Raw genomic sequence first — 26,628 nt, 5'->3', positions numbered from 1 at the left:
AAGCTGCATGTCAATCCATGGTTTATGAAGAGCAGACTTCATCATAACTATTTGAATAATTTATCGAAAGAAGGAAAAAATGAAATTATACCACTACCGTTCAATAAACAGTGCATTATTAGAAATTGAAAATGGCACTTTTCATTTTGCATCGAAAGAAGAGTTAAATGATCCGTTGGAAGGGTTTGTACGTGTTTTCTGGCAGGGAGATAAGATGGCCTGGGAGGGATTGTTCAGACATTATATATATAGCGTAGCGCGTGCACTGGAACTCTATATTCTGAAAGCCGATGATGAAACGTTATATCATGGTACTTTGGTTGCAGATGTTCATTGCTATAAAAATAACTTTTTTGAGAAAATTTTATTGAAATTAGGAGAAGAGTTCATAACGGATACAGATGTACAAAATCTGGCAGGAGTTTATGGTGACAATTGTTTGAAAGTATCAGAAAAGGAACTTCAATATATTCTTTTTTATATTCATAATAATGCACTAATTAAGTGTCTGGAAGAATTTAAGAAAAATAAATTTGTACCTGCAGAGGAAGCTGAGAAACAGATTAAACTTCTTAATTTTTCACTTTCTGTGGAAAAATTAGTAGATGCAATAAAGAAAGTCTTTTCTAATGAAAAAATGCGTGTCCAGACAATTGAATCTATGGAAGAAATATTCGAGGAAATGAAGGAATTCTCCTATATAATGAAAGGTGCAGAAAACGACATATTTCTTCATGGTAAAGGCTCTGAAGAACAAATATATAATAATGATGGCAATTCAGTAGTTCAACAGCATAGAAAGTGGTTAATTGTTATGGCTGATTTTCCAAAAGTGTTTGTGGCTCAGTTGAGGGATATGATATACCCCAAAAGCTATGTTGTTTGTTTTTCTAAAAAAAATGATAATTCTGCTATGTGGGGAAACTATGCAGATTGTCATAAGGGTGTATGTCTGATTTATGATACAGGTGACGAGGCAAAACTTAAGGTAGGAGGGCGACATATTCCTCTTGATGTAAGAGCAATTTCTTATGGTGGAGAGTCCATTGAATGTAATTTTTTCCAGACATTAGGACGATTGACTATGGTTCAAATAAGAGAATGGTTACTTGGAGTAGACGGCGTCAGTTCCTGTTATGAAGCATTTTCTGATGTAGAGGAATGGAGAAAACGTTACTGGAAGATCTATGATGCGAAAACCTATCGCAAGACAAAAAACTGGGAACATGAAAAGGAATTTAGGGTAGCTGTGTCAAATACATTTGGTGAATTTGATGTTCCTCAAAAGCAGAATATGTCATTTGATTGGAACCTTTTGAAAGGTGTTATCTTTGGAATCAGAACCAGTGAATATGATAAAAAACAGATTCTGGATAAGCTGATAAAGCATAAGGACGAATTATCAGATTTTACTTTTTATCAAGCTGAATATAGTGCTGAAGAGCAGAAAATTAAGATTCGAAAAAAGAAATTTTGGAGACTGATAAATTATAAAGGAAAAGTCGATGGCACAGAAAAAGTTTAAGGTAATTTGACATGGAAAGTATGTAACGCTCTGGCTTTATGGCTGGGGCGTTATTTTGCTGGAAAAAAGCAGATTCTGAGGATATAATATAATCATGTTGATTTTTCCTGATTTAATCCTGTGATTAATTGTGATGAAGAAAATACATATCGTGTAATACCATATGAACAGGGGCTTATGTTCCCTCTGAGATTGTATCACATAGTGTGTTGGAGGTTTGCAATAGAAAAGAATAAGTCATTTGCAGAACAATTAATGGAAATTGTAGAGGAAACGCTAGAAAGCTGCCAAACGGAAGACGAGATTAATACTTTAACTCATTCATATACATCTATGTTACTGGATATTAGGTAAACGGTAGAACCTGAGTACCTTTTTATTCACTTCAAGTTATGCCATAATCATACTCAACAAAATAACATAGTCAAAAAAGTTTAGTACTTAATTTTTTTAACTGACTATGATTCAGAGGCGGAATATTATGGCTACGCAAACCAGCCTTGTAGCTCAGCAGGTCAGGATCAGACAATGGGCAGAACAGATCCGGAATTGTCAGAACCGTCCCAAAGGGATGGATGTTGAAACCTGGTGTACCCAAAATAATCTTACAAAAGCCAACTATTATTACCGTCTCCGGCGTGTCAGGCAGATATGCCTGGATCAGATGCAGGACACAGAAACCACTGCTTTTGTGGAACTGCCCGCACCTGCACCAGATCCAAAGAAAACAGATACTCCAAAAGAATCCGGTACATGCATTTCGGCAGGAACTCTGCCAATGATCCGTATTAAAAATACCAGGGGACTGTCAGCTGAGATATTTTCCGGTACTTCACCGGAAATGCTCTGCCATCTCATAAAGGCTTTTACCCATGCTGAATGATGCAGATGCTTCCGGATTTAAAAAGGTGTATCTGGCGATGGGATTATCCTCAGCATATTTTTATCCTCAGCTTTTCATTTATTCCCTATAATTATTGTGAAAATACTCTCAAAGCTGAGGATAATTATTATCTTATTCCACAGATCCTAGCTAATTCTTCCTCATCATCTAGCCATTCAGCTGTTTCAGATACATCAACACTATTGTTTTCCATGGCCTTTTTCAGCATTTCAATTGATGGAGATGCGTATATACGGGTCGTTTGAGTGGAAGTATGTCCCAGTATTCGGGATACAAGTTCAAGTTCAACTCCATTTTGATACAGTCCACAAGCCCTGGTTCTTCGGAGCATATGTGGATACAGCTTTTGCGGAAGTCCAGGATGATCAGGTCTTATTTTTTCTGCATACTTGTTCAGTATTCTTTCTACATTTCCGGTTGACATAGCAGACAGATTTCCTTTGATCACTGTATAAAACAGGGGATAATCACCGTTTGTTTCCGAATGATAGATCTTTATGTATCTTTTTAAGTGCTCGACAGTTTTGTCTGTTATTGATACAATTCTTTCCTTATCACCTTTTCCATGAACTCGGATATAAGGTATCGTTTCATTTAGCTTCAAAGATTCAAGAGTTAACTCTCGCAGTTCAGATACTCTTATGGCCGAATCGTACAGAAGAATCAGTATAGTCTTGTCCCGTATTCCTATTTTTGATCTGTCGGAAGGGGCAGCCAGCAAGGCTGCAAGATCATCTGGCTTTATTGTTTCCTTCACCTTTTGTGTTCCCTTAATAAATGGGACCTTTGAAGCCCCAAGAGCGATTGACTGCATCGATATTTCGCCATCAGCTACGTACCATAAATAAGATCTAATCGCAGCCAACCTGTTATTACAGGTGCCAGCGGAACATCCTTTATTCACTGCCCTGTGAATTCATGTACTGGGCCAGCTGCCGCATTGCACGGCGCGATTTTGCTTCATCTGCATGATAAGACAGCCATGTGTCCGATAATTCTTTTGTTATGATTGCCCTATCGATAGCATTGACTTGCCTGATGAAAGTTGTCGAATACTGATTATGGATAGCCTTCCGTATTTTGATAGCTTGGCAGATCGCTATGAAGAACAGGCGTGTCCAAATAGTGAACTGATCAATAAACGGATAGCTCAAAAAATTGAACAGGGTATTGGCAGAGGTGTCCGTGGTGAAAAAGATTATTGCGCCATTTTAATAATTGGCTCAGAATTGGTTCGGTTTATGCGGAGTATTGCAACTAATAAATTCTTTTCACCACAAACGAGAAAACAAATTGACATTGGCATCGAAATTGCTGACATGGCGAAAGAAGATAAAACTGAAAGCCCTATAAAAGTTGTGCTTTCTTTGATAAAGCAGATGTTAGTGCGTGATGAAGGCTGGAAAGAATATTATGCTTCTGAAATGGATACGATTGTAGAAGATAATGCAGAATCACAGGTATATGACAGGCTTTTAAAAGAACGGCAGACAGAACAATTTTTTTGTGAAGGTGAGTATGAGAAAGCTATTTCTTCCATGCAGCGATTGATTGATGGGCTTAATGTTGATGACACAGAAAAGGGTTGGTATTTACAGCAATTAGCAAGATATACATATCCGACAAGTATTGCAGAATCGATTAAAATTCAAAAAAGTTCATTTAAGAAAAATACACAGCTTTTAAAACCGAGTACAGGAATTGATTATACAAAAATTTCTTATATACACCAAGACCGCCTAAATAATATCAGAACATATATGCGGAAATTTTCAGATTATAGTGAATTGTTTTTGTCAGTTAATGCGACATTAGATAATTTGTCTTTTGGTATTGAAGCTACTAAATTTGAAGCTGCATTAAAAGATGTTGGTGCTTTACTTGGCTATGTCAGCCAGCGTCCAGATAAAGAAATTCGGAAGGGACCTGATAATCTTTGGTGTGGTTCGAATGATCATTATTTATTATTTGAATGCAAAAGTGAGGTGTCCGGAACCCGTCAGGAAATCACGAAACATGAGGCGGGACAAATGAATAACCATTGTGCATGGTTTGAAGATCAATATGGCCCAAATGCAAATGTAGACAGATTTATGATTATTTCGACAAAGACACTTTCTTATGAGGGAGATTTTACACATAAAGTTAAGATAATTCGTCCAAATAAACTTAAGATCCTGAAGGATCAGATAAAAGGGTTTATTAAAGAATTAAAACCGTTTTCCCTGGATGAGATATCTGATGATACTTTACATGAATTTTTAACGTTACATCATCTGAATGTTGAAGATTTTTCTGAGCAATATTCTGAAGAATACTACCATAAAACTAGATAAGAAATGCGAGTACAGCTAATTGGATGAACCGAAAGGCTGTACTTTTTATTTTTAAGAAAATATGATATGGAATATGTCTGTCTTTTTGTTTGTAAAATTTCTGAAAATATTCTGGTGAAATGGTAGTATGATATGGAGAATGTTAAAAAACGTAGGGGAGAACGAAAAATGAGATTGCAGGATAAATTAGTACCGTATCTGGAATATTGCACATATAGAAAGGAACTGGATCAGAAAACAGTAAAAGCATATCGAATCGATCTCAATCAGTATTTTACTTTTGTTGCTTGCGAAGAGCCAGACAAAGAGAAGATTGAGGAATATATTACAGAATTACATAAAAAATATAAGCAAAAAACAGTGAAACGCAAAATAGCCTCTGTCAAAGCATATTATAGTTATTTGGAAGAGAATGAATTGATTAAAGAAAGTCCATTTCGAAAAATAAAAGTCAAATTTAAGGAAAATTTGATTCTTCCGAGAATTATACCGCGTGAAGAGATTGAACATTTATTAAACCATATGTATGGCTGTCTGCAGCAGGCATCGGAGACGGTTTATAAATATTGCCTGAGAGATGTGGCAGTAATCGAGCTTTTCTTTGCAACCGGGGCCAGAGTTTATGAAATATCAAATATACGGGCAGAAAATGTGAATCTGAATACTGGGCTGATTCAACTCATGGGAAAAGGAGCGAAAGAAAGATATGTTCAGATTGGCAGTACCTCAGTGTTGAATATTTTGCGGAAATATTATGCTGAAAACAGAGCGGCGATTAAAAAAAGTGGATATTTTTTTGTAAATGGCAGGGGCAACCGGTATACGGAACAGTCCATTCGACTGATGCTAAAAAAATATACAGCTCAGGCTGGAATAGAAAGAAATATCACACCGCATATGTTCAGACATTCATTTGCAACATATCTGATTGAGGAAGGAGTGGACATAAGCTGTGTACAGCGGATACTGGGGCATTCTTCCATAAAGACAACACAGATCTATATTCATGTGGCAGCCAGAAAACAGGCAGAAATCTTACGGGATATGCACCCACGGAATAATATGAAGATCATAGGAGCAGCGTAAAGGAACGCATAAAGATACATATATAAAATGCAGGAGAAGAGATCGGCGGAAAAGGGCGGTCTTTTTGGCGTATAAATATTATAGGGTAATTGGTGAACAAATGTTAGAAGACGAAAATATCTGGATTTTGAGATGAATTTTATGGAAAAAGACAGATGAAGTTGTTATAATTATATAAATAATTCCTAATTATCCATGTTCCCAGTAGTCTTAAACCATTATATTAATTATGAAATAAAAGGGGGAAGCATATTATGAGATTGCTTATTTTGGCTACAACGAAATTTGCACCTACATATAATGAAAAACTTATATCACAGATTAATTATTTTAATAGCTTTGACAATATGAAGGCAGATATTTTTATTGATGCTTCTTTAGTAGAAATTGAAAAAATGTTAAGTACATCACAGTATGATCTTATTTATCCAACAACTGTTTTTGATTATAGTAATGACGGATCAAGTATTATTTCATTTAATTCATATTTATACAAATTATTAGAGTATTATAATATAAATTATATTGGAAGCCCACTTTTTTCTCATTTGTTGTTAAATGATAAAGCACTTACAAATTTAGAGTCAGGAATGGGACTTCCAAATCAAATTGTTACAAGACAAGCATGGATTGCTAATAGAAAATCTGTCGAAAAAAAATTATTAACCTTTAAACTACCGGCAATTGTAAAACCAAATACATTAGCTGCATCATTAGGCATTGATGAATCTTCTATAATATGGAATACTGATGATTTTGGAAAAATTATTGATCAACGTTTTCAAAGCTTCCCACATCTTACCGAAATACTAATAGAATCGTATCTGAACGATGCTACAGAATATACGGTTTCCATAACAGGAAATACGGGAAGGTATTTATTTAATGTATCTAAATTGAAATCTAAAACCCAGCATCATGCATTGCATTCATATAATAGTAAGCTTACCATTTCAGAAAAAAGAGATTTTACATATGTTATTGAAGATAACCGTGGAGTATTATATGAACTTCAAAAGCATACAGAACAACTTTTTGAGCAAATGCATCTTCGCGATATGGCCAGATTTGATTATTTGCAAGATAAAAATGGAAAATTATATTTGATAGATGCGAATTCGCTTCCTGCTTTGTCTAATAATTATCTATATGAATATATTTCTACCGGACGGTTGCGTTTAGAACAATTGTTATTGCTAATTTGTTTAGTAGCACAAAAAAGAATTGGATTAAAAATAAACACTAAATTATTAGAGGAATATCCTGTTGAAATTGTCAGGGTTCTGTTTTAAACAGGACCCTGACAATTCAATAATTCATCAATGTTTTTTTGAAGTTTTTGCGCTTCAAGAAAATATAAATGATCAGTTGCATTGAGGCTTTCGTAATAACTTATAGCATAAGCGATATACCTTTGGGCCTCTCGTAATAATGAAATATCTGATCTGTTATGCTCAAGAATAATTTGTGCAAATTTTCTGCAGCAGTCACAAGCCCTATATGGAATATTGTATTTAATAGATAACTGATACCCCTCTCGTAAAGAATTAAGAGCTTTCTCATAATTTTTTTCTAATATCTGAACACGTGCCAGCATCCTATAATATTGTATTCTCCTTAATGGGACAGGATATTTTTTTAGTGTTTTCTCCATTTCAGTTATATAGTTTCTCGCCGATGATACACTATTAATTTGAAAATATTGGGCTATGGCACATAGTTCAATTAATTCAGCTTGAATTTCTAACTGCAGCAGAACATCGTCACATGTTTTGGCATAATGGTAAACAAATTTAAAAAATTCTTCAGTTTTTTTGTAATTTTCATAATCGGAAAAACTTACATTTCCTTCAGAAATTCTTAATTGCAGTCTATTTTTTAGAATGATTCCTGTGTTTAACTTTAACCGAGCATTCCAATACGCAGATAAACTACATGTATTTTCTATTTTTTCATAAACTGTCATAGCATCATCAAATCGTGTTAATTCTCTGTAAATTGCACCTAATTCTAATGCTGTTTGACATGTTTTATCCGGGACTAAATGTTTTAATTGGTTATCAAGCACTTTTTTTAAAAGTTCTACAGAATCATTAAGTTTACCTTCATATCTGAGAAGAATAGCATATAAAATGTCAATATCATCATGCAAGCTATTTTTTGAAGCAATCAACAAATTACTTGCTTTAGCACAGTGAACTTTGGCTTGATAAAACACGTCATTTTCAAATTTATAAGCAAAAACATATAAATATTTTGCATAGATAAATTCATAATAGGCCTGGTCATCAGAATCAATAATAGGATTTATATTATATGTTGTATAAATAATAGGATTTAATGAATCCAATATTTTAATTGAAAATTGTTGCTTCTCATCCAAAAGATTATTTATTTCCTGTAAGATTGCTATTAAAAATTTTGAATGATAATCTAAACCGATTCTATAATCAATTTTGTTAAACAATGCAATCCAGAAATCTTCTACAGGTTGTTCTTCCTGCATTTTTAAGATTGATTCTATAAGTACTTTTGTTAATGAATAATTATCCCTTGTAAGAAAGCGTAATAAAATATTTAAATAATTCTCTGAATTAAAATATTTTTGAATCCTTAAATAGTCTAATAAGGATAATGTTAAAATTGTAGGACTTTTTTGTTTTTCATAAATTGATGCACAAAAATTTTCCGGATTATCTATCTGTGTTAAATATTTTGTCAAAAAGATTTGTTCATAACTTTCATGTGAAAAATTTATCTGTCCCGTTGTTTTTTCGTATGCTAAAATACCAGAAGATTGCAGTTTTAATATGTCTTTTTCTAATTTTTCTTTTGCAATATGCATTTTTCTAACAATATCGTTTATGAACACTTTTCTTCCTTCATATTGATATTTTACTAAAATAATTGCTTCTGTAACATTCGATAGCTCGTTTTGTATCACTTCATCTTTGGCAATATTATTAAAAATTGTATCATACCATTTCAATGAAAAAATGGCAAATTCTTTTTCACCCAAATCAGAGAAAGAACATAAAATTTGTCCAAATAATTGAATATAAAAAGGTGTTTGTAATATACTAGAAAACTCATGGTATAATTTTTTCAAAATTTGTCGATTTAAGGATGTTTCCTTTTGAAGTAATTCCAAAGTCTGAGATTCTGAAAAAACTGGAAGTTGATATAGTGGAAAAATAGTTCTATTTTCTGCCAAAGGCGTATAAAATACACCTGGTCTAGGCTCGAGTGCTTCATTTTGACGCAATTGAAGATATGAGTCCGTTCTTAAAGAAAGAATAATTTTGATATTGCGATATTCCTTTTGTGATAACATTTCTGTAAATTTTATTAATCCATTATAATTGTCCTGTAAAAAATTAAAATTCCCAGGCATTTCATTTAACGCATCATAAACTAATACCAGTGTTTGCTCCCTGCATAGAAATAACTTATTAATTACTTCAAGTTTTTCAAAATCGGAAAACCAATTAGAAAATACGTTGATCCCTCTTTGTAATAAACGTTGTTCCCTTCCGCTAAATGGAAGTATAACGAAGTTACTTGTATTCTGGAGGTTTTTTATTAAATATCCCAACAAAGTGGTTTTTCCACTGCCACTAGCACCTAAGAGCATAAATCCAGAATTTATAGAATCGAGAAAATCATGCAGAACATTAACTACATCAGTGATGATAAAATTTTCTAAATTAATTTTTTCGAAAAAATTGCAGCAAAATTCCTTGCTTTTCTGTAAAAGTTCATCATATAAGCCTAATTCTTGACCAGATTTATTGTCAACATCATAAACTATGTAAATACTTTCTATAAAATATGTTTGACGTGTTCCAAGTGTACTATGAAAAGGAGCATACATATCTAAAAGATATTTACGAAGTATTCGATCATCTTCCTGAGTTAAATCCTCCAACGTTATAGTTGTAGCTCGAGCAGAAGGCTCTATTTTCTTACAATTATTTTCTAATAATATTTTGGCACGATATTCATAGGATGGAAGTTTATTGTGAGAAAAAGCAGTTTTTTCAAACAATGCTATGATTTTAATCATAGAAAATAATGATTGTATTTCAGAGAACTCACCCTTTTTCAAAACATATGAAAAATCTTTATTTATGTCAAAAGTTACAATAATCTCATAGTAATTTTGAGCATTTTTCTCTATAAGAAATAATCTTTTTAACAAATCCCAAAAATCATCATTAAGTCTTGGGGCATCGGGATATATTTCATATCTTGCTTTGATATTATCAATAAACTTTATCGGAACTATAGGATAACCTTGTGTTTGAGCATAAATGTCTAATGCAAAGGCTAATATTAAGGCTTCAACACCATTGGCTATTTTAGATATACTATTTTGAGGAAGAATTTTATCCTGACAAATATTAATTAATATAGACAACAGTGAAGAAGAAGCTTCTGAAAAATAGGGGGCCTGTATTTTCCATTCATATATATCTAGTAATTCATGTTCGATTTTTAGTAAAATTGAGAATACTAATGAAATTCGTTTACTTAATGATATTGTATCAAACAAAAAACTGTTCTTCCAAATTTCAACCGTTTTAAAAGTTTCATTCGGTAATGCAGACAATTTTCTTACTAATGTGGGAAATAGGATATTAAAATCACCGTATTCTCCATAAATAAAGTTTCCTTCTGAATTGCGTTTTTTCATCCAGTCATAAATAGGGTCATTTGTATATCCATCATATATTTCTGGCTTTGTAGGACTCACCCAAAAGGCACAATGATCATCAGATGTGTTTAATGAATTCATGATGCCAATATCTTGCCCACGGTATCCAACAACAATTACAATCCCTTTTGTTAACTGACGAATTTTATTTTCTAATTCAGCAGGTAATTTTTGCAGTTCAAATGGTGAAAAACGAAGATTGCCATATTTTAAATCTCCATGAGCTTTGATAAACGTGATTTTGGGATTATCACCCAGTTCACTAGTTAGTTCTCCTACGATTTTTCGATGTGGAATATTTTCTAATATCTTATCAATTAATGGATCAAAATTTGTTGTAATTATATTTTGAACATAACCATGTTCAATCAAATATTTTATTGCAAGATATCCCTCTGAAGGCTTTAAATCATTGAAATACGGCTTCAATAAATTTATCTTATCTTTTTTACCCAATCCATTCCACGCGATATTTATGAATGTTTTATATAATTCATTCCAGGTATCAGGCATTCCAGAAATATCTTCAAGCTGAGTTTCCACAATGTTTTTTACAATACCATATGTAGAAATGTCATGAGGTGAACTTGCTAAAGAGCATCCTGCCCCTAAGAATAAAGTTATTCCATCATTTTCATCAGATTGATGTATTTTCATTTGATGGATCATTTTTCCGATTTTAATATCTGAATAATCATTCATTTACATTATCTCCTGCCAAATATAGATAGTTATATAATTCATTGCTTGTATGGACAAATTACAATGATAGATAATTAGGAATTATCCGTTATTGATCAGGATAATGGAGTTGCAGTCCGGCAGAAGTACTGTTTCATAGATGTGAGACCATCGACGAAGAAATACCTCTGTTTTGGAGTTATGGTAATGCAAGAGAAAATGATAATTGAGTATCTGGTTACTCCTATTATTTGTATCAAAATATGCTGTTTGAGTTAGCATGATATTATGAATAAGCAGAGGAGAGATTGATTATGGAAAATCGTATCAGACAGCTCCGTGAAAAAGGGGGCTTAACACAGGAAACTTTGGCGATAGAATTAGAAATAACACAGCAGCAGCTTAGTAAATATGAAAGGAACATTGCATCTATCAAAGTGGAATCTCTTAAAAAGGTGGCAGCTTATTTTAATGTGACAACGGATTACCTGCTTGGAACATCAGATGTCAAAAGAGATGTAGTAGGTGCAGTAGAAATGGGTAAAACGTTGGAGGAATATTACGATCTGGTTGAATTATATAGAGGCTTGAAACAGTGCGACCAGAAAATAGTTCTGGCGATCATTGCTATTATTAAGAATGCAAGCGGCCGGAAAGAGTGAGAAGAGTTTTGGTATGTTCAAATAATGTGTGCCAGAGAAATAGAAATGTTATAAATTGTAAAGGAGAATCAGGGATATTTTCCATACTTTATTGACAAGACGGATTTGTTTGTATGATAATTTATGAAAAGGGAATTTGGTAAAGGAGCAACTTCGGAAGTAATTACTTGATGATGAACCTGTCATAAGTTGAGAATGTGGAGGGGTACATATGGGCCTGGCATCAATCATTATATCAGCAGCAACAAAAGAGATTGCCGGATTTACGGTAATCGGTTATCTGACGGAGAAAGCCGCGGATATCGGTACCGGAAAAATCTGGACAGAATTGAAAAAGAAAATAGGTGATAGACCTGATTCGTTTGAATGCAGGTTATATGGAGCAATCGAGAAAAGTGTTGGAGAGTATCTTTGCAAAGGGACTACTGAAGATGTATCCGCTGCAATTTGCGAATATATTTTTGATGCGTGGTGCCGGGAAGGGTATTTAACACCTAAGCGGATTTCAAACATATTGCACGGCTATTCTTCATATGCAAAGCAGAATGATATCCTAGCGTGGTATCGCACTTTTCAGGATCAAATCATAAAAGATGACATCTTGTATCCTATGTTTATGATGAATAACATACAGTTAAGTGGCGAACTGCAAAGGGAACAGGATAAAAAAATAGACCAGGTATTGGCATTGTTGCAGACTGTTATGAAAGAGAATAAAGAAGCCCAGCAGGAAAAACCGGAATATATATCTGATCCGCCTACAGATATTGATTCGTTCTATGTGGACAGAACGATACTTGAAAATGAATTATGGACTACCATTGTTTTATCCGGGAAATCGGTACTTCTATATGGGATAGGCGGGATAGGCAAAACGGAAACGGCAAAATCTTTTTTGAAAAAAATCTATTCCATGTCCTGTGATGTTACAGGCGTTTATCAGATTGCTTGGGTTACATATATAAATGGAAAGTTGAAAGATTCTCTGATTGAGGCGTTTCATGATACAAAAGGGTATACAGACAGGGAGGAGGCATGGGAACATATATACAATGTGATACAAACCCAGCGCGAGAAGCTGCTGATTGTAATTGATAATGTGGAAACGATAGAACAGGATTCGGATATTGAAAGATTGGGAGACCTGCCTTGCAGGATACTGGTAACGAGTAGAACTGAAAAGATTGGCGGGCTTTATAGATATTCCGTAGACCATTTGCCAGAGGAAGACTGCCGGGATATCTTTTATCATTATTATGTGGGAGATCACGATAATCATTACTTGGATAAGATTCTGGGATTAATAGAATATCATACGGTAATGCTGGAGCTTTTGGCAAAGACAGCTAATATGGAAGAAAAAACTTTGCAGGAGTTTTATGCGTTGCTTGTTCAAAAAGGATTTCGAATAAGTAATGAAAATGTTGATTCGCATCATCCATCATTGAAATCGGAAAAGAGGATAACAGAACAATTAAAAATCTTATTTACGATTTCAAAGTGTCGTATCCAAGATAAGGATTTGCTGTGCCAGCTTTCCGTGATACCGGCAATCCCATTCCAATATAAAGCTGTGAGAAATTGGATTGAGATTCAACATAAGTCACAGTTGGAATATCTGGTAAAGACTGGTTGGCTTAAAAGCGACGGAAAGCTTGTTTCAACATATATCATGCATTCTGTTATCGCTTCTGCTATACGGTTTCAGAATGAGGAGCATTTATATGAAAAATGCAGATATGTGATCCATTCCATTACAAAAGAAATGGATTGTGGAGAGCAGGAACATGGTGCAGAAAAGTCTTATTTGATTCCGTTTTCATGGTCCATTTCGGATGTGCTATGGAACCATTTGTGCAATGAACAGGATGCAGAGTTCCTGACAAATCTTGCATATATTTATTATGATATAGGAAACTATGATAATGCGTATCAGTTTTTTCAAAGGGCATTAGAAATAGATGAACGAGTGTCCGGGCCGAATTCCATTACCGTTTCTTCAGATTACTACAATCTTGCAGACGTAAGCTATAATATGTATCAATTTTCAAAATCTCTTTCGTATTTGAGGAAAGCTCTGGCAATCCGTAAAAAATATTATTCGTCCGACGATATTGAAGTTGTTGTGCTTATAAAGTTATTGGCAGGAATATATGTAAAACTGAACCGATCGGATCGCGCTGAAGCACTATATTTCTGGGCGGCAGACAAATTTGAACGGAATCCGGAAACCGATATTCTACAGTTGAGTACACATTACTCCGATATGGCTTCTTTTTTTAGGGAGCGTGGATATCCGGGAGATTACGACAAGGCAAGATCCTATTATCAGAAGGCGGAACGGGGGATGAAGCAGATTTATGGGGACAAGCCTCATCCGGAAATGGCTGCCTTTTATGATGGGTATGCGTTGCTTTATGATAATATGGGAAAATATTCAGAAGCACTTTCCCTATTTCAAAAAGCTTTAGAAATAAAACAAAAAACATTAAAGAGAGAGCATCCAGACATTATTCAATCCTATGGAAGTATTGGATTGATCTATTATGAACTTACAGAATATGATAAAGCACTGGATTGTTTAAATGAGGCTTTAGAAATTGCGGATAAAATCTGGCCAGGTCCGTCTTCATTTAAAGCAGATATTTATAATAATCTGGGGCTTGTATACCGGAGTAAAGGAGACTATCCGAAAGCAGAAGATTTGTATGGATGTGCGCTGTGTATAAGAGAAGAGATTTATGCATCAGATCATCCGATGGTTTTGGCAACAAAAAATAATATTGCTCAGGTCTATGCCAGTGAAGAAAGGTATGGCGAAGCTATTTCACTATTTGAAACAGTTATACGGGAGTACCGTGAAAATTCTACAGAGGATTCAGCATTTCTGGCAACAGTATATGATAACCTGTCAACTGCATATCGGGAGATGGAAAGATACGAAGATGCTATTGATATATGCACAGAAGGGTTGAATATACGCAAAGATATTTATGGGAAGAGGAGTTTGGACTATGCAATCAGTTTAAATAATCTTGCCCTGATTTATTATGAAATGGGAATACTTAATGATGCGGCAGATATATTTAGTGAGGCATTGGCGATTAAAAAAGAGACCCTTCCTGAAATACACGGGCAAATCAGTATCGGTTATTTTAATTTAGGTCTTGTGTATGATAAGCTCCATAGGGATAATGAAGCACTGGAAAATTACCGGGCTTCTATGGAAATAGACAATGAACTGGAAGCATATGAAGATGTTCTGCTGACAGCCGAATATATTGCTGAGATATATGAAAGGAACGATATGCCGGAGGATGCAGAAGCATATCGTACACTTTGCAGCAAAGATGATGTGCATTAAAGGGAAAAGATAAGAAAGGGCAAGTAATATGGAGTCAATAGCTTTGGCAAGAACATTTTCTGTCGCAGATTATGTAATTTCTAAAACATTAGATATTGAAATCGAAAAATTATGACCTGAGATAAAGAGAAGATTTACATGTGACAGGGAGACGGTAGAATCTCTATTTTATGATGTAATCGAGATCAGTGTCAGAAAGTTGAAGAGGATAATGAACAAGAAATAGAGAAACAGGAGCTGCCTTTCATGAATGCATGGAATGGCAGAGCTTTGTGCTGTGATTATAAAAATGTAGGATATAATAATTAAAACGGTTGCGGGTAAACTGGCGTATGCGGTATAATGCAGATATTACAATAGAATGTAGAAGGTGATACAGTGAAAATAGATTTTTTAGAGATAATAAATTTTAGAAATATGCGTTCTGCAGCATTAGATTTCGCAAATAGAAATTTTGTGGCTTTAATTGGAGACAATGGAAGCGGTAAAACAACGATTCTGGAGTCCATCACCAAAGCGTTTGTTCCCGTACTGCGTGCAGTAAACGGGGAGGCTGTGAAACAATGTGATTTAAGTAACACGGATATTAAAGAAGGAACTTCAAGTGTAGCGGTAACGCTTGGTATTGATCTTGAAGGTGCAAAATACACATGGACCAATAAAAGGAGAAAAGCTTCCATTTTTCCTTATGATGAAGCAATTGAGATAAGAGGACAAAATGGGAATGATTTGAAAAAATTAAAACAAAAATATATAGAATGTGTTACAGCCGGATATCTGCCATTAGTTCTTTATTATGGAACAGACAGGATTATAAGAGAGGTTCCAAGACGTGGACATATCAAGAATTTTGAAGTGATGGATTCTTTACGGAACTGCTTTGACAATGTTAATTATTTCAGGGATTTCTATGATTGGTTTAAGACAGAGGAAGACATTGAATTACGAGGACTGAGGGAAAACCCCGATTATAAAAATCCACGACTTGATTGTGTCAGGACAGCATTGGAGAGGATGATCCCAGGTTATAGTAATTTACGAATAGAGTTAAATCCGTCAAGAATGCTTCTGACAAATAGTGAAGGAATTGATCTGCAGATTGACCAGTTAAGTGGTGGCTATAAAGCAGTTCTTTCAGTAGTGGCAGATATTGCAAAACGACTTGCGATTGCAAATCCGCAGTCTGTAAATCCTTTGGAAGAGGAAGCGGTTATATTGATTGATGAATTGGATCTGCATCTTCATCCAAAGTGGCAAAAAACAATCGTTGAAGATCTGAGAAGGACTTTTCCTAAATGTCAGTTTATCATTTCAACGCATTCCCCGTTTATCATTCAGGCATTAGCAGCAAGTGAAATCTATGACATCAGTAAAATGCAATATGCGGGCGAACAGGGAAATTATAATGGCTGGAGTATTGAAAATATACAGGAACAGATGATGGGGGTTGAGCGAAAAACTCCATTGTATAATATGCTGATCAAACAATTCTCAGATGCGGTAGATGCGGAAGATTATGAACTGGCAAAAAATCTATATAAAAAGCTGCTGGAAATGACACATCCGGAGAGTCAGGAAAGAAAGATTATGAAGTTAGACATGGAGATGATTGAACCAGATGATAAAACTCAATAGAGGAGAATGCCCGAAAGAGCTTACTGATGAAGTAAAAGAAGAGCTCACAGAACTATATAAAAAGGATAAAGAAAAAGATGTCTGGAATTCACCTAAAATAAAAAAAACATTAAAAGAAGCACTGCTGGAAATGAGCCATGGAAAATGTTCGTATTGTGAATGTGCTTTGGGAATTGAATCGAAAGATGTAACGATTGACCATTTCTTACCTAAAAAGTCGCATGAAGGGTTAGTGGTAGAGTGGGAAAATTTATTTCCAGCTTGTTTGCGATGTAACAGAAAGAAAAATGATAATGAAGATCGGCTCGTAAACCCCTGTATGGATAAACCAGCAGATTATATAGGTCTGGCAAAGAAAAATCCATTTCGACTAGTAGGTATAGATGATGAAAAAATCGGAAAAAATACGATAACAGCAATTGGATTAAATGATATTGTACGGGTAATGGGAATTCGTATGGAACAGTGGGAAAATATCTATCAGCATATGGAAGAAATTTATGAAGATCTGCAAGAGGTTGGTTATCAGAAAAAGTATAAAACAAGATTTGAAAGGCTGATGGGAAAATGTACTGCTGGAAATGATTATGCAGCAGTGAAGGCAACGAATATGTTGAATGATGATATATATAAAAGTATCAAGCAGATTCTGGTATCAGAAGGCGTATGGACATCTAATTTGCAGGAAATGGAGAATGAAATACAGGATATTTCATTGAAAATGGTATGAGATGCCATATATGGAAATACATAATTGACTACAACAATATCTTGTGTTAATAGGCTTGTGAAATTTGTATTTGTATCTGTAGATACAGATAAGAAACGCTGGTTCCGGATCTGACCGGGAGTAAAACATTAAGAAGCCAAAGGCCTCCTGCCTTTGTAATAAATAAGGTCATTTAGAATGAAAATTTCTAAATGGCCTTTTTGTGTTGAAAAAATATGACAGACAACAAGTACAAATCAGCAAAGTCAATGTACATAAACAGATTATAAGAAAGTTCTGGAATATCTTGAATTTCTTTGCAATATATAGGTGAGAAATACAAAATTCGTATGCGGCTATAAAGCAGGCTGTTTGAGATATCCGAGACATTATGATTTATGTATATGGTCAGTATAAGATGTAGGTTTAGAAATGAAACATATTTTTAAAATATATGGAAATTCCATGTGAAACATGGGAGTCCACAGGGCAGATACATATAGAATTTGACAGCAGAGGGGAGGGGAAAGTAGCATAATAGAATAATAGAAAATATCTTGAGACATTGATATTTGTCGGTGTCTCTTTTATTTTGACAAGTTTTGAGGACGATATAAGCGGAGTACTATGTATGGGTGTCTTAGGACATTTAACAAAAGAAGAAAGAGAATCTTTGTGGGAAACTTTTGAGAAAAAATTAAAAACGGGTACACCTGTTTTGATTGGAGTTTTGAATAAAAAATTTCTTTCAGTACCTATTGGAACACCAATATCCATTGCACAACAAGGTAAAAATCGATATGAAACATTTATAAAAGAGATAAATTGTAATAATAAGGAGAAATGTGAATGGGTGATTTCATATAGAATTTCTTATAAAAATAAGGTGATTAGAGAAATAACTTGTCCAATGAACTGGAATTATGAGAGTGAGGAAGCAGTATTAAAAGAGTTATCATATGCAAATTTTAGATGTGTAAAAGTATCAGATACATTATTATTTGCCAGAAAAAAATAAAAAAGCAAAAAGAGTACAAGAAATTTGGGACTTGCCTAAAAAAAAATTAAGTCATATAATCCAATTAGAAACAACTAACTTTTGTGAGAGGAAATGGTATGTTGGCAAAAAATAGGTCTTTAAATGAAATTTATTACAAATTACTTTTGAATTCTCCTCAAATGATTACTATGGATATTCCTTTAAAAATAGGAAAAGGAAATATTTCTCAGACAAAAATAAAGCATGGTGTAATTTTAGCTGATTGGAAAATGTGTTATGAAAGCGATATGAATGTTCAAGGTCCTGTTAGTAATGAATATATTCAAATAATTTTTTGCTTAAATGATGGAATTTCATGGGGAATGACAGGTAATTATAGGTCTGTGAGTATACAAAAAAATGAATCTTGTATTTATACTGGCCATGGAGGAACAGAATACATTTGCTATAAAAAGGATAGCGAATATTCATTTAAGAGTATTAAAATTCCTCTTACATATTTTAGGCATATTCTTGAGGAATATTTTGAAAAATGTGAAGCTACAGTTTATGAGGAGAAACTGTTGAATGAAATTTCGAAAGTTCCAGTAACACCTAATATGAAACAGATTTTAACAGATCTAAGTTGTTTTACCCAATACCGAGGTAGCTTAGGCTATCTATATCTTGACGGCAAATTGCTGGAATTACTGTCTATTTATTTAGGTGAAGTGTTTGAGCAGGATATTCTTATGGGGAAAAATATTTCCATATCCCGTACCGAAAGAACCGCTATTATGGAGGCTAAGCGTATTATAGATTGTCAACTTGCCTTTGCACCTTCATGTGAAGAACTATCCCGTCTAGTACACTTAAGTATGACGAAACTGACTCGTGGATTTTCACTATTTTACGGTATGCCAATCCACCAATATGTCATCGAACAACGATTAACTCAGGCGGCACAACTTCTTTTAGAAGGAGATTGGAACGTAAGTGAAGTCGCTGCAATTGTTGGATATGGAAAACCTAGCAATTTTGCTGCCGCATTTAAAAAAAAATATGGTGTATCTCCCAAAAATTATCCGGAAAGTAGATTTGTTTAGATAAAAAGTTAAGATTGACGGTTTTTGGGTTAAATCGGGTTGGTTTTGGGTTGGTTTAGTCTAATATAACTGATATTCTATGTAGCGTGGTTAGAAAAAACTAACCGCGTTACATTTTATTATGAGGAGGTAAGAGTATGAAACAAAAGCTAAATGCGAAAGATTTTATTCTCATCGGTGTTTTAACGGCCCTCATGTGGATCATCTGCATGATTATCAGCACTATTATGAGCGTGGCAGGTCCGGTGACAAATGTATTTTACCCATCCGTTGTTGCAATCCCGAATGGTATCGTTATGATGCTTCTACTGGCTAAGGTACCGAAGAAAGGCGTGTTTACCATTTGCGCCGCAATTCAGGCTATCCTGTTTCTGCTGGTGGGTGCTTTCTGGTTCATTCCTATCGGTTTGATAATTGGCGGTGTCATCTGCGATTTCCTGGTTATGAGCCGGAATGAAATTACAATGAAGTCCATGATGGCAGCCTATGCGCTGTTCAGTGCTATTTTTGCTTTTAGTGCTATCTGCCCTATCAAATTTCTTCAAAGCGCGTTTGTCGGAGCAATGGAGAAAAACAATATTGCCCCGGAGTACATTCAGGGAATGTTGAACATTACTTCCGTTCCCATGCTGGTAGTCATTGTTGCTGCCGGATTGGTGGGCGGTCTGATTGGTGGCTTTATCGGTCAGAAAGCATTGAAAAAACACTTTATCAAAGCTGGACTTGTTTCAGTAAAATAACAGGATCAGCCCCCTGAAACTTTATCAGGCAATACAGGCAAGCGGGCTGCCTGACTTCAGAGCGTGGGGCTGAGAACAGTCCCGCGCTTTGATTTTTTATAGGGAGACATTTGAATGGAAGAAGCACAAATTAAACAAATAATCGAGCGCCAGCCCTTACATGGCTCTGCGCTCCTCGACCCACGTTGCAAGATACTTCTTTTGGTCTGCATTGGTTTTGTCAGTTATTTTCTGGCCGGAGAAGTTGTCAGTCTCGCGCTCATGCTGGTTTATGGGCTGTTTATTGCCTTGGGTAACGGTGGAAAATGGGCTGTCAAAATGATAGTGACCTATATTATTGTTGCTTATCTCAATGCCCTGCTCCGTTATGTCCAAGTTCCGGTTTTAAGTGTGATTATGAGCGTGTTCGGCGTGACGGTCTTAAAATTGATCCCTATCATGATGATGGGACTTTGGATATTGCGAACTACATACATGGATGACTTAATGGTGGCACTTCAACGGATGCGGTTGCCCCAGGCGGTCACAATTCCCCTTGTTGTTATGTTCCGATATATCCCTACTTTACGGATTGAATACCGACAAATCCGAAGCACGATGGATATTCGAGGTATCAGCGATACTGTGTGGAAACGGGTATCCCATCCGTTAGCAACCATAGAATATATTTTGATACCTCTGCTGATGCGGTGCTTGAAAGTTACCGATGAACTGGCAGCATCCGGCACAACACGCGGTCTGGAGTTGGAGTGCAAACGATATGCGCTGCGGCCAATCCGTTTTTCGTGGCGGGAAATTGTGGTATCGCTGTTGGGTATCCTCTTTTTGGTCGGGTTATTGTTTATCGACCAGACTAAAATCGGGGAAATCATTTTATGGAGGGTGTGACGATGATCTCATTTCAGAATTTCAGCTTTCGTTATGAAGAAAGCAAAGACTTTACCCTCCGTGGCATTGATATGACCGTACAGACAGGAGAATTTATTCTTTTGACTGGGCGAAGCGGCTGCGGCAAAACAACCCTGATCCGCTCGCTCAATGGTCTGATTCCGCACTTTTATCCCGGAGAAATCCAAGGGGATCTGCTCATGGACGGTCATTCGCTGCTGGAAATGAAGCCGTCTGAATTGGCCGGACAGCTTGGAACGGTATTCCAAGACCCACGTTCTCAGTTCTTTATGACGGATACCACGCGGGAATTGGCTTTCGGCTGCGAAAATCTCGGACTGCCCCGCAAGGAAACGATTGACCGCATTGCAAAAGCGGCGAAAGAGTTGGAATTGGTAGACTACTTGAACAGAAGTATCTTTGCTTTATCCAGCGGGGAAAAACAACAGATCGCAATCGGTTCTGTTTATGCGCTGGTGCCAAAAGTATATATTTTTGATGAACCATCGGCCAATCTGGACTATGCCGCTACCAAACGGCTGGCAGAAATTATGGGAAAACTGAAACACGCTGGATACACCATTTTTGTGGTAGAGCATCGTTTTTATTATTTGCGCGATCTGATTGACCGAGCCTTTCTCATTCAGAATGGAAAAATTGAGCATGAGTTCACAAGGGAACAGTTTTGCTCTCTGCCTGAAGAAACACGAATTTCTTATGGTCTGCGGACAGCATACCCGGAACGCGATGCAGAACATTATCAGGAAAAGCCACATACAAAGGACGAGACACATCGGCTGGAAGTTCACAATTTAAGTTTTGCCTACAAGAAAGGGCCGGATATTTTCCACAATGTCAGCTTTGAAGCTCATGCAGGAGATGTGATTGGTATTCTGGGTCATAACGGAGCCGGAAAAACGACCCTCTTATCTATTCTAACGGGTCTGCTAAAGCAGCAGCGTGGCGAGGTCTGCTTTGACGGTAAAAAACTTACACCACGCCAGCGGCGGGCACTTTCCTATCTTGTCATGCAAGATACGGATTATCAGCTTTTTGCCAGCAGTGTGGAGGAAGAACTATCCCTTGGTATGAAGGATGATTGCAAAGAAAAAGTGGATGAAACGCTGAAAGCACTGGAACTATCAGATTACCGTGAATGGCATCCGGCATCCCTTTCAGGTGGTCAAAAGCAGAGGGTTACTATCGGTGCGGCAATCGTAAAGGGCAGCCCAGTGATCTACTTTGACGAGCCTACCAGTGGTTTGGACTACGATTCTATGGTGCGTGTCAGCAAACTGATCGAACAACTTTCAAGCTCTGGTGTGATCGTGTTTGTGGTGTCACACGATTTTGAATTTATTGTTCGTACCTGTACGGAGGTGGTTCAGTTGGATGATGACGGGGCTATTCAAAATCAAAGGCTTTCACCAGAAATTTTGAAAACGCTATCCGAAAAATATTTTAACTGATAAGGAGGTTGGAATTATGTTTCAAAAAGTATTTGAGTATGCAGGGCCTCATAAGAAGGGGCTTTATGCAGCAACGGCCATCGTGCTGGTCAGCGTCCTGATGGGTGTCCTGCCCTTTGTGTTGGCTTATCAGGTGATAGCGCCGCTGGTCATGGGTGAATCTATTGGAGCATCCTTTATCATTTCGCGCGTGGCTCTTGTCTTGGCGTGTCTGGTGCTGCAAGCCCTTTTCTATGGCTGGGGACTGAATCTTTCTCACAAAGCCGCTTATGACACGCTGCTCCGTCTGCGAACGGCACTTCAAAAACGGTTTGAAAAGCTGCCCCTCGGTGTCATTCAGGATAAAGGCACCGGCACAGTCAAAAAGCTGTTCGTGGATGATGTAGACAGTCTGGAAGTTTTACTGGCTCACTCCATGCCGGAGGGAATTGCAAACCTGATGATCCCTATTGCGGTTTATGTGGCAATGTTCTTTGTGGATTGGAAACTGGCGCTTCTGTCGCTGGCATCTATTCCGATTAGTCTGATTGCCATGATGACGATGTATTCCGTCGGCATGAAGAAAATGGGGCCTTACTATATGGCCGGACAAAAGATGAACAATACCATTATTGAGTACATTAACGGTATGGAAGTTGTCAAGGTATTCAATAAGGACGCAGATTCCTATGAGCGGTTCCGCAAAGATGTATCAGATTACCGGGACTATACGTTGGCGTGGTATAAGGCGGCGTGGCCGTGGATGGCAATTTACAGTAGTCTGCTTCCATGCACCATTATTCTGACTTTGCCTGTGGGCGCATGGTTCGTTCTTTCCGGTTGGTCAACTCTTCCTAATTTGATTTTGGTACTGTGTCTTTCTTTGAGTATCGGTATGCCGCTGCTGAAATCCCTTGGTTTCCTGCCTACCATGCCCCAGCTCAACTATAAAATTTCTGCATTGGAGCAAGTGCTGGATGCACCGGAGCTTCAGCAGACAGAGGATGCGTTCCACGGGAAAGATGACACAATTACTTATGATCATGTTTCTTTTGGCTATCAGAACACACAACCCGGACCAGATGGAAAGCCTGTGGTGACCATGGATGAAGTTCTCCATGATATTTCCTTTACGGCAAAGGCTGGACAGAAAACAGCTCTTGTTGGTGAATCTGGCTCCGGCAAGAGTACATTGGCAAAACTGCTGATTCACTATTATGACCCGCAGAAAGGCAGCATTTCTATCGGAAGACAGAAACTTTGCGATATGAGTCTTGAAGCACTGAACAGCCGTATCTCCTATGTGGCACAGGATCAATACCTGTTCAACACCTCTCTGCTCGAAAACATTCGGCTTGGTCGGTTAAACGCAACGGATGAAGAAGTGGTGGAGGCCGCAAAGAAAGCTCAGTGTATGGAGTTCCTTGAGAAACTTCCGCAGGGTATTCATTCGATGGCTGGTGATGCAGGAAAAATGCTCTCCGGCGGTCAGCGCCAGCGTATTTCTCTGGCAAGGGCAATCTTAAAGGATGATCCTATTGTGGTGCTTGACGAGGCAACTGCCTATGCCGATCCTGAAAACGAGGAAAAGATGGAGGCTGCCATTGCAGAACTTGTAAAAGGTAAAACCCTTGTGGTTATCGCGCACAAATTACCAGCCATTATAAACGCAGATCAGATTTGTGTTATGGATCACGGAAAGCTGGTTGCAACGGGTAAACATCAGGAGCTGATCCAGTCCTGCCCAGAATATCAAAAGTTGTGGAAAGCGGCACAGGACAGCGCCGAGTGGAAAGTACATACTGCAAAGGAGGGGAAATAAATGTTTGCTTTGTTTTCAAGAATATTGAAACTTTCTGGCCGTTATAAGAGCCGTATTCAGGGCGCATTTGTTTGTGCGTTTCTGGAATCCATTCTGTCCAAAATGCCGATTTTTCTGGCCTTTGTGGTTTTGAGCGGATTTGCAAGCAAGACAATTACCGGGCAGACTTGCCTTTATGTGGGACTTGGCCTTGCTGCTGTTGTGCTGGTTCAGATGTTCGTCCACTATCTTAGTGACAGCCTGCAAAGTGCAGCAGGATATTTGATGTTTGCTGACAAGCGTATCGAATTGGGTGGTCATCTGCGGAAACTTCCCATGGGATATTTCACTTCCGGCAATATTGGCAAGATTAGTTCAGTCCTCAGTACCGACATGGTGTTCATTGAAGAAGTTTCTATGAGTACGCTGGGAAACATGATGAGCTATCTGCTATCCTCGTTGCTTTTGCTGGCGTTCATGTTTTATCTGAATTGGCAGCTTGGCTTGATCGCCTCGATAGTTACTATTTTGGCATGGCTGGTATCTAAGGGGATGAACAAAGTTTCCCTGCGAGAAGCAGCAGGCCGTCAGGAGCAGAGCGAACGGCTGACCGATGCGGTGCTGTCTTTTGTGGAGGGCATTGGTGTTATTAAGAGCTATAACCTGCTTGGAGAAAAATCCGAAGAATTGTCCGGCAATTTCAAGCGTTCCAGAAATACATCGCTTGACTTTGAACAGAAAATGACCCCGTGGACAATGGGGCTGAATATCCTTTATGGTATTGGTATTGCGGCAATTTTCGGCCTGTCTATTGTGTTGGAACAGAGCGGTGTGCTTTCTTTGGCTTATGTGTTGGGTGTTCTGCTGTTTGTATTTGATCTTTTTGGCCCGTTGAAGGCTCTCTATGGAGAAGCATCCAGACTGACCGTTATGAACGCTGCTCTTGATCGCATTGAAGCGGTACTGGACGAACCAGAACTTTCCGACAATGGCAAGCAGCATATTCCAGCTCAGGCACAGCCAGGACAGCCAGAAGTCCAGTTCAACGATGTTACATTTGCTTATCAGGACAAAGAGGTTCTGCATCATATCAGTTTTGCCATGAAGAAAAATTCTATGACAGCACTGGTTGGGCCATCCGGTAGTGGTAAGTCCACCATTGCAAACTTGCTGGCGCGACTTTGGGATGTAAAATCTGGCAATGTGACGATAAGGGGCGTGGATATTCGCAATGTACCTCTGTCGGAATTGATGGATCAGATCAGCATGGTATTCCAGCGTGTGTATCTGTTTCAGGACACCATTTACAACAATATCAGTATGGGAAAACCGGATGCTACGGAAGAAGAAGTTTATGAGGCTGCCAGAAAAGCCCGCTGCTATGATTTCATTATGGCTCTGCCTGAGGGGTTCAAAACGGTGGTTGGCGAAGGCGGTGCGACACTCTCTGGGGGCGAAAAGCAGCGTATTTCGATTGCACGCTGTATCCTGAAAGACGCGCCTATCGTCATTTTGGACGAAGCTACCGCAAGTGTGGATACAGACAATGAAAGCTATATTCAGGAAGCTATTTCCGAATTGGTGAAGGGAAAGACCCTGCTTGTAATTGCTCATCGTCTGAATACGATCCAAACTGCTGATCAGATTTTAGTTATAGACAACGGCCAGATTGCACAGCAAGGAAACCATGAGGAACTTTTGAAACAGCCCGGTATCTATCAGGATTTTGTCAATATCCGAAAGAGTGCGGCTGGATGGAGTCTTGCTTAATGGCGAAAGGAGCTGCCTATGAAACTTCGTACTGCCGGAGAGGATGCGGAGAATCGGCAGGCGCGGCAGATGATCATGCGGCGAAGGAGTACGGAGCAACTTAAAAGGTCTCACCTTAAAACGGATCGATGCAAGATCGAACGTTAATGATAGCGCAAAAGCAGTAGTATTATGTGAATACGTCATTCATGTTGTGTGAATTTCTGTTCTTCTCCTTGCAATCACCCCATCTGTGCAATATGAAACAAAAAGGGTATCAGAACGCAGCGTTTGGATG

18 protein-coding genes are annotated in these 26,628 nt (G+C 37.3%); 16 read left to right on the top strand and 2 right to left on the bottom strand.

Annotated elements, in window-relative coordinates:
* The first annotated feature begins 79 nt into the window (after positions 1-79).
* The gene (locus LJE09_RS03020) at positions 80-1,525 is read left to right on the top strand and encodes a DUF2971 domain-containing protein (RefSeq protein WP_118409246.1); all 1,446 of its coding nucleotides are present in this window, start codon (positions 80-82) and stop codon (positions 1,523-1,525) included.
* A gap of 481 nt (positions 1,526-2,006) precedes the next feature.
* On the top strand, positions 2,007-2,408 hold the full coding sequence (locus LJE09_RS03015; RefSeq protein WP_009243735.1) for a hypothetical protein: 402 nt from the start codon (positions 2,007-2,009) through the stop codon (positions 2,406-2,408).
* 127 nt (positions 2,409-2,535) lie between these two features.
* On the opposite strand, the gene LJE09_RS03010 is transcribed toward LJE09_RS03015, so the two are convergent.
* Positions 2,536-3,243 (bottom strand): tyrosine-type recombinase/integrase, encoded by a 708-nt coding sequence (locus tag LJE09_RS03010; RefSeq protein ID WP_055153141.1) that lies wholly within the window; start codon positions 3,241-3,243, stop codon positions 2,536-2,538.
* A 217-nt stretch (positions 3,244-3,460) separates the two neighbouring features.
* Here LJE09_RS03010 and LJE09_RS03005 point away from each other — a divergent pair, with 217 nt between their 5' ends.
* The 3 genes from LJE09_RS03005 to LJE09_RS02995 all read left to right on the top strand — a co-directional run bounded on the left by LJE09_RS03005 (position 3,461) and on the right by LJE09_RS02995 (position 7,143).
* Positions 3,461-4,765: a hypothetical protein gene (locus LJE09_RS03005; RefSeq protein WP_227310953.1), complete on the top strand. Its 1,305-nt coding sequence runs from the start codon at positions 3,461-3,463 to the stop codon at positions 4,763-4,765.
* A gap of 168 nt (positions 4,766-4,933) precedes the next feature.
* Positions 4,934-5,851 (top strand): tyrosine-type recombinase/integrase, encoded by a 918-nt coding sequence (locus LJE09_RS03000; RefSeq protein ID WP_055153139.1) that lies wholly within the window; start codon positions 4,934-4,936, stop codon positions 5,849-5,851.
* A 254-nt stretch (positions 5,852-6,105) separates the two neighbouring features.
* A complete protein-coding gene (locus LJE09_RS02995; protein ID WP_055153137.1) occupies positions 6,106-7,143 on the top strand; it encodes a hypothetical protein in 1,038 nt (345 codons plus the stop codon).
* On the opposite strand, the gene LJE09_RS02990 is transcribed toward LJE09_RS02995, so the two are convergent.
* A complete protein-coding gene (locus tag LJE09_RS02990) occupies positions 7,140-11,270 on the bottom strand; it encodes a hypothetical protein (RefSeq protein WP_055153135.1) in 4,131 nt (1,376 codons plus the stop codon). The genes LJE09_RS02995 and LJE09_RS02990 overlap by 4 nt on opposite strands.
* 293 nt (positions 11,271-11,563) lie before the next feature.
* Here LJE09_RS02990 and LJE09_RS02985 point away from each other — a divergent pair, with 293 nt between their 5' ends.
* The 11 genes from LJE09_RS02985 (at position 11,564) to LJE09_RS02935 (ending at position 26,351) form a co-directional block, all read left to right on the top strand.
* Positions 11,564-11,911 (top strand): helix-turn-helix domain-containing protein, encoded by a 348-nt coding sequence (locus LJE09_RS02985; RefSeq protein ID WP_118613636.1) that lies wholly within the window; start codon positions 11,564-11,566, stop codon positions 11,909-11,911.
* A gap of 211 nt (positions 11,912-12,122) precedes the next feature.
* Entirely contained in the window at positions 12,123-15,275 is a 3,153-nt protein-coding gene (locus tag LJE09_RS02980) for a tetratricopeptide repeat protein (protein WP_118613638.1), read from the top strand.
* Between the two features lie 378 nt (positions 15,276-15,653).
* Positions 15,654-16,910, top strand: coding sequence for an AAA family ATPase (locus LJE09_RS02975; RefSeq protein ID WP_118613640.1), 1,257 nt, complete (start codon positions 15,654-15,656; stop codon positions 16,908-16,910).
* A complete protein-coding gene (locus LJE09_RS02970) occupies positions 16,894-17,640 on the top strand; it encodes an HNH endonuclease (RefSeq protein ID WP_055153127.1) in 747 nt (248 codons plus the stop codon). Before LJE09_RS02975 ends, LJE09_RS02970 begins: the two co-directional genes overlap by 17 nt.
* Positions 17,641-18,250: 610 nt before the next feature.
* Positions 18,251-18,637: a hypothetical protein gene (locus tag LJE09_RS02965; protein ID WP_055153125.1), complete on the top strand. Its 387-nt coding sequence runs from the start codon at positions 18,251-18,253 to the stop codon at positions 18,635-18,637.
* A gap of 98 nt (positions 18,638-18,735) precedes the next feature.
* Positions 18,736-19,704 (top strand): helix-turn-helix domain-containing protein, encoded by a 969-nt coding sequence (locus LJE09_RS02960; protein WP_055153123.1) that lies wholly within the window; start codon positions 18,736-18,738, stop codon positions 19,702-19,704.
* A 137-nt stretch (positions 19,705-19,841) separates the two neighbouring features.
* Positions 19,842-20,444: an MptD family putative ECF transporter S component gene (locus LJE09_RS02955; protein WP_055153122.1), complete on the top strand. Its 603-nt coding sequence runs from the start codon at positions 19,842-19,844 to the stop codon at positions 20,442-20,444.
* A 114-nt stretch (positions 20,445-20,558) separates the two neighbouring features.
* Positions 20,559-21,332, top strand: coding sequence for an energy-coupling factor transporter transmembrane component T family protein (locus LJE09_RS02950; protein ID WP_118613642.1), 774 nt, complete (start codon positions 20,559-20,561; stop codon positions 21,330-21,332).
* A complete protein-coding gene (locus tag LJE09_RS02945) occupies positions 21,320-22,801 on the top strand; it encodes an ABC transporter ATP-binding protein (RefSeq protein WP_173681632.1) in 1,482 nt (493 codons plus the stop codon). Before LJE09_RS02950 ends, LJE09_RS02945 begins: the two co-directional genes overlap by 13 nt.
* Positions 22,802-22,817: 16 nt before the next feature.
* Positions 22,818-24,602 carry an ABC transporter ATP-binding protein gene (locus LJE09_RS02940; protein ID WP_055153120.1) on the top strand — a complete coding sequence of 595 codons (1,785 nt, stop codon included), beginning with the start codon at positions 22,818-22,820 and terminating at the stop codon, positions 24,600-24,602.
* Positions 24,603-26,351, top strand: a complete 1,749-nt coding sequence (locus LJE09_RS02935) for an ABC transporter ATP-binding protein (RefSeq protein ID WP_055153118.1) — start codon at positions 24,603-24,605, stop codon at positions 26,349-26,351. It begins immediately after the preceding gene.
* Positions 26,352-26,628: the final 277 nt, after the last annotated feature.

This window comes from Blautia sp. DFI.3.45 (assembly GCF_020593505.1).
GTDB lineage: Bacteria > Bacillota > Clostridia > Lachnospirales > Lachnospiraceae > Blautia_A > Blautia_A wexlerae.
Note: the sequence above shows the minus strand (reverse complement) of the source record. Positions and strands in the feature narration are given on the sequence as shown.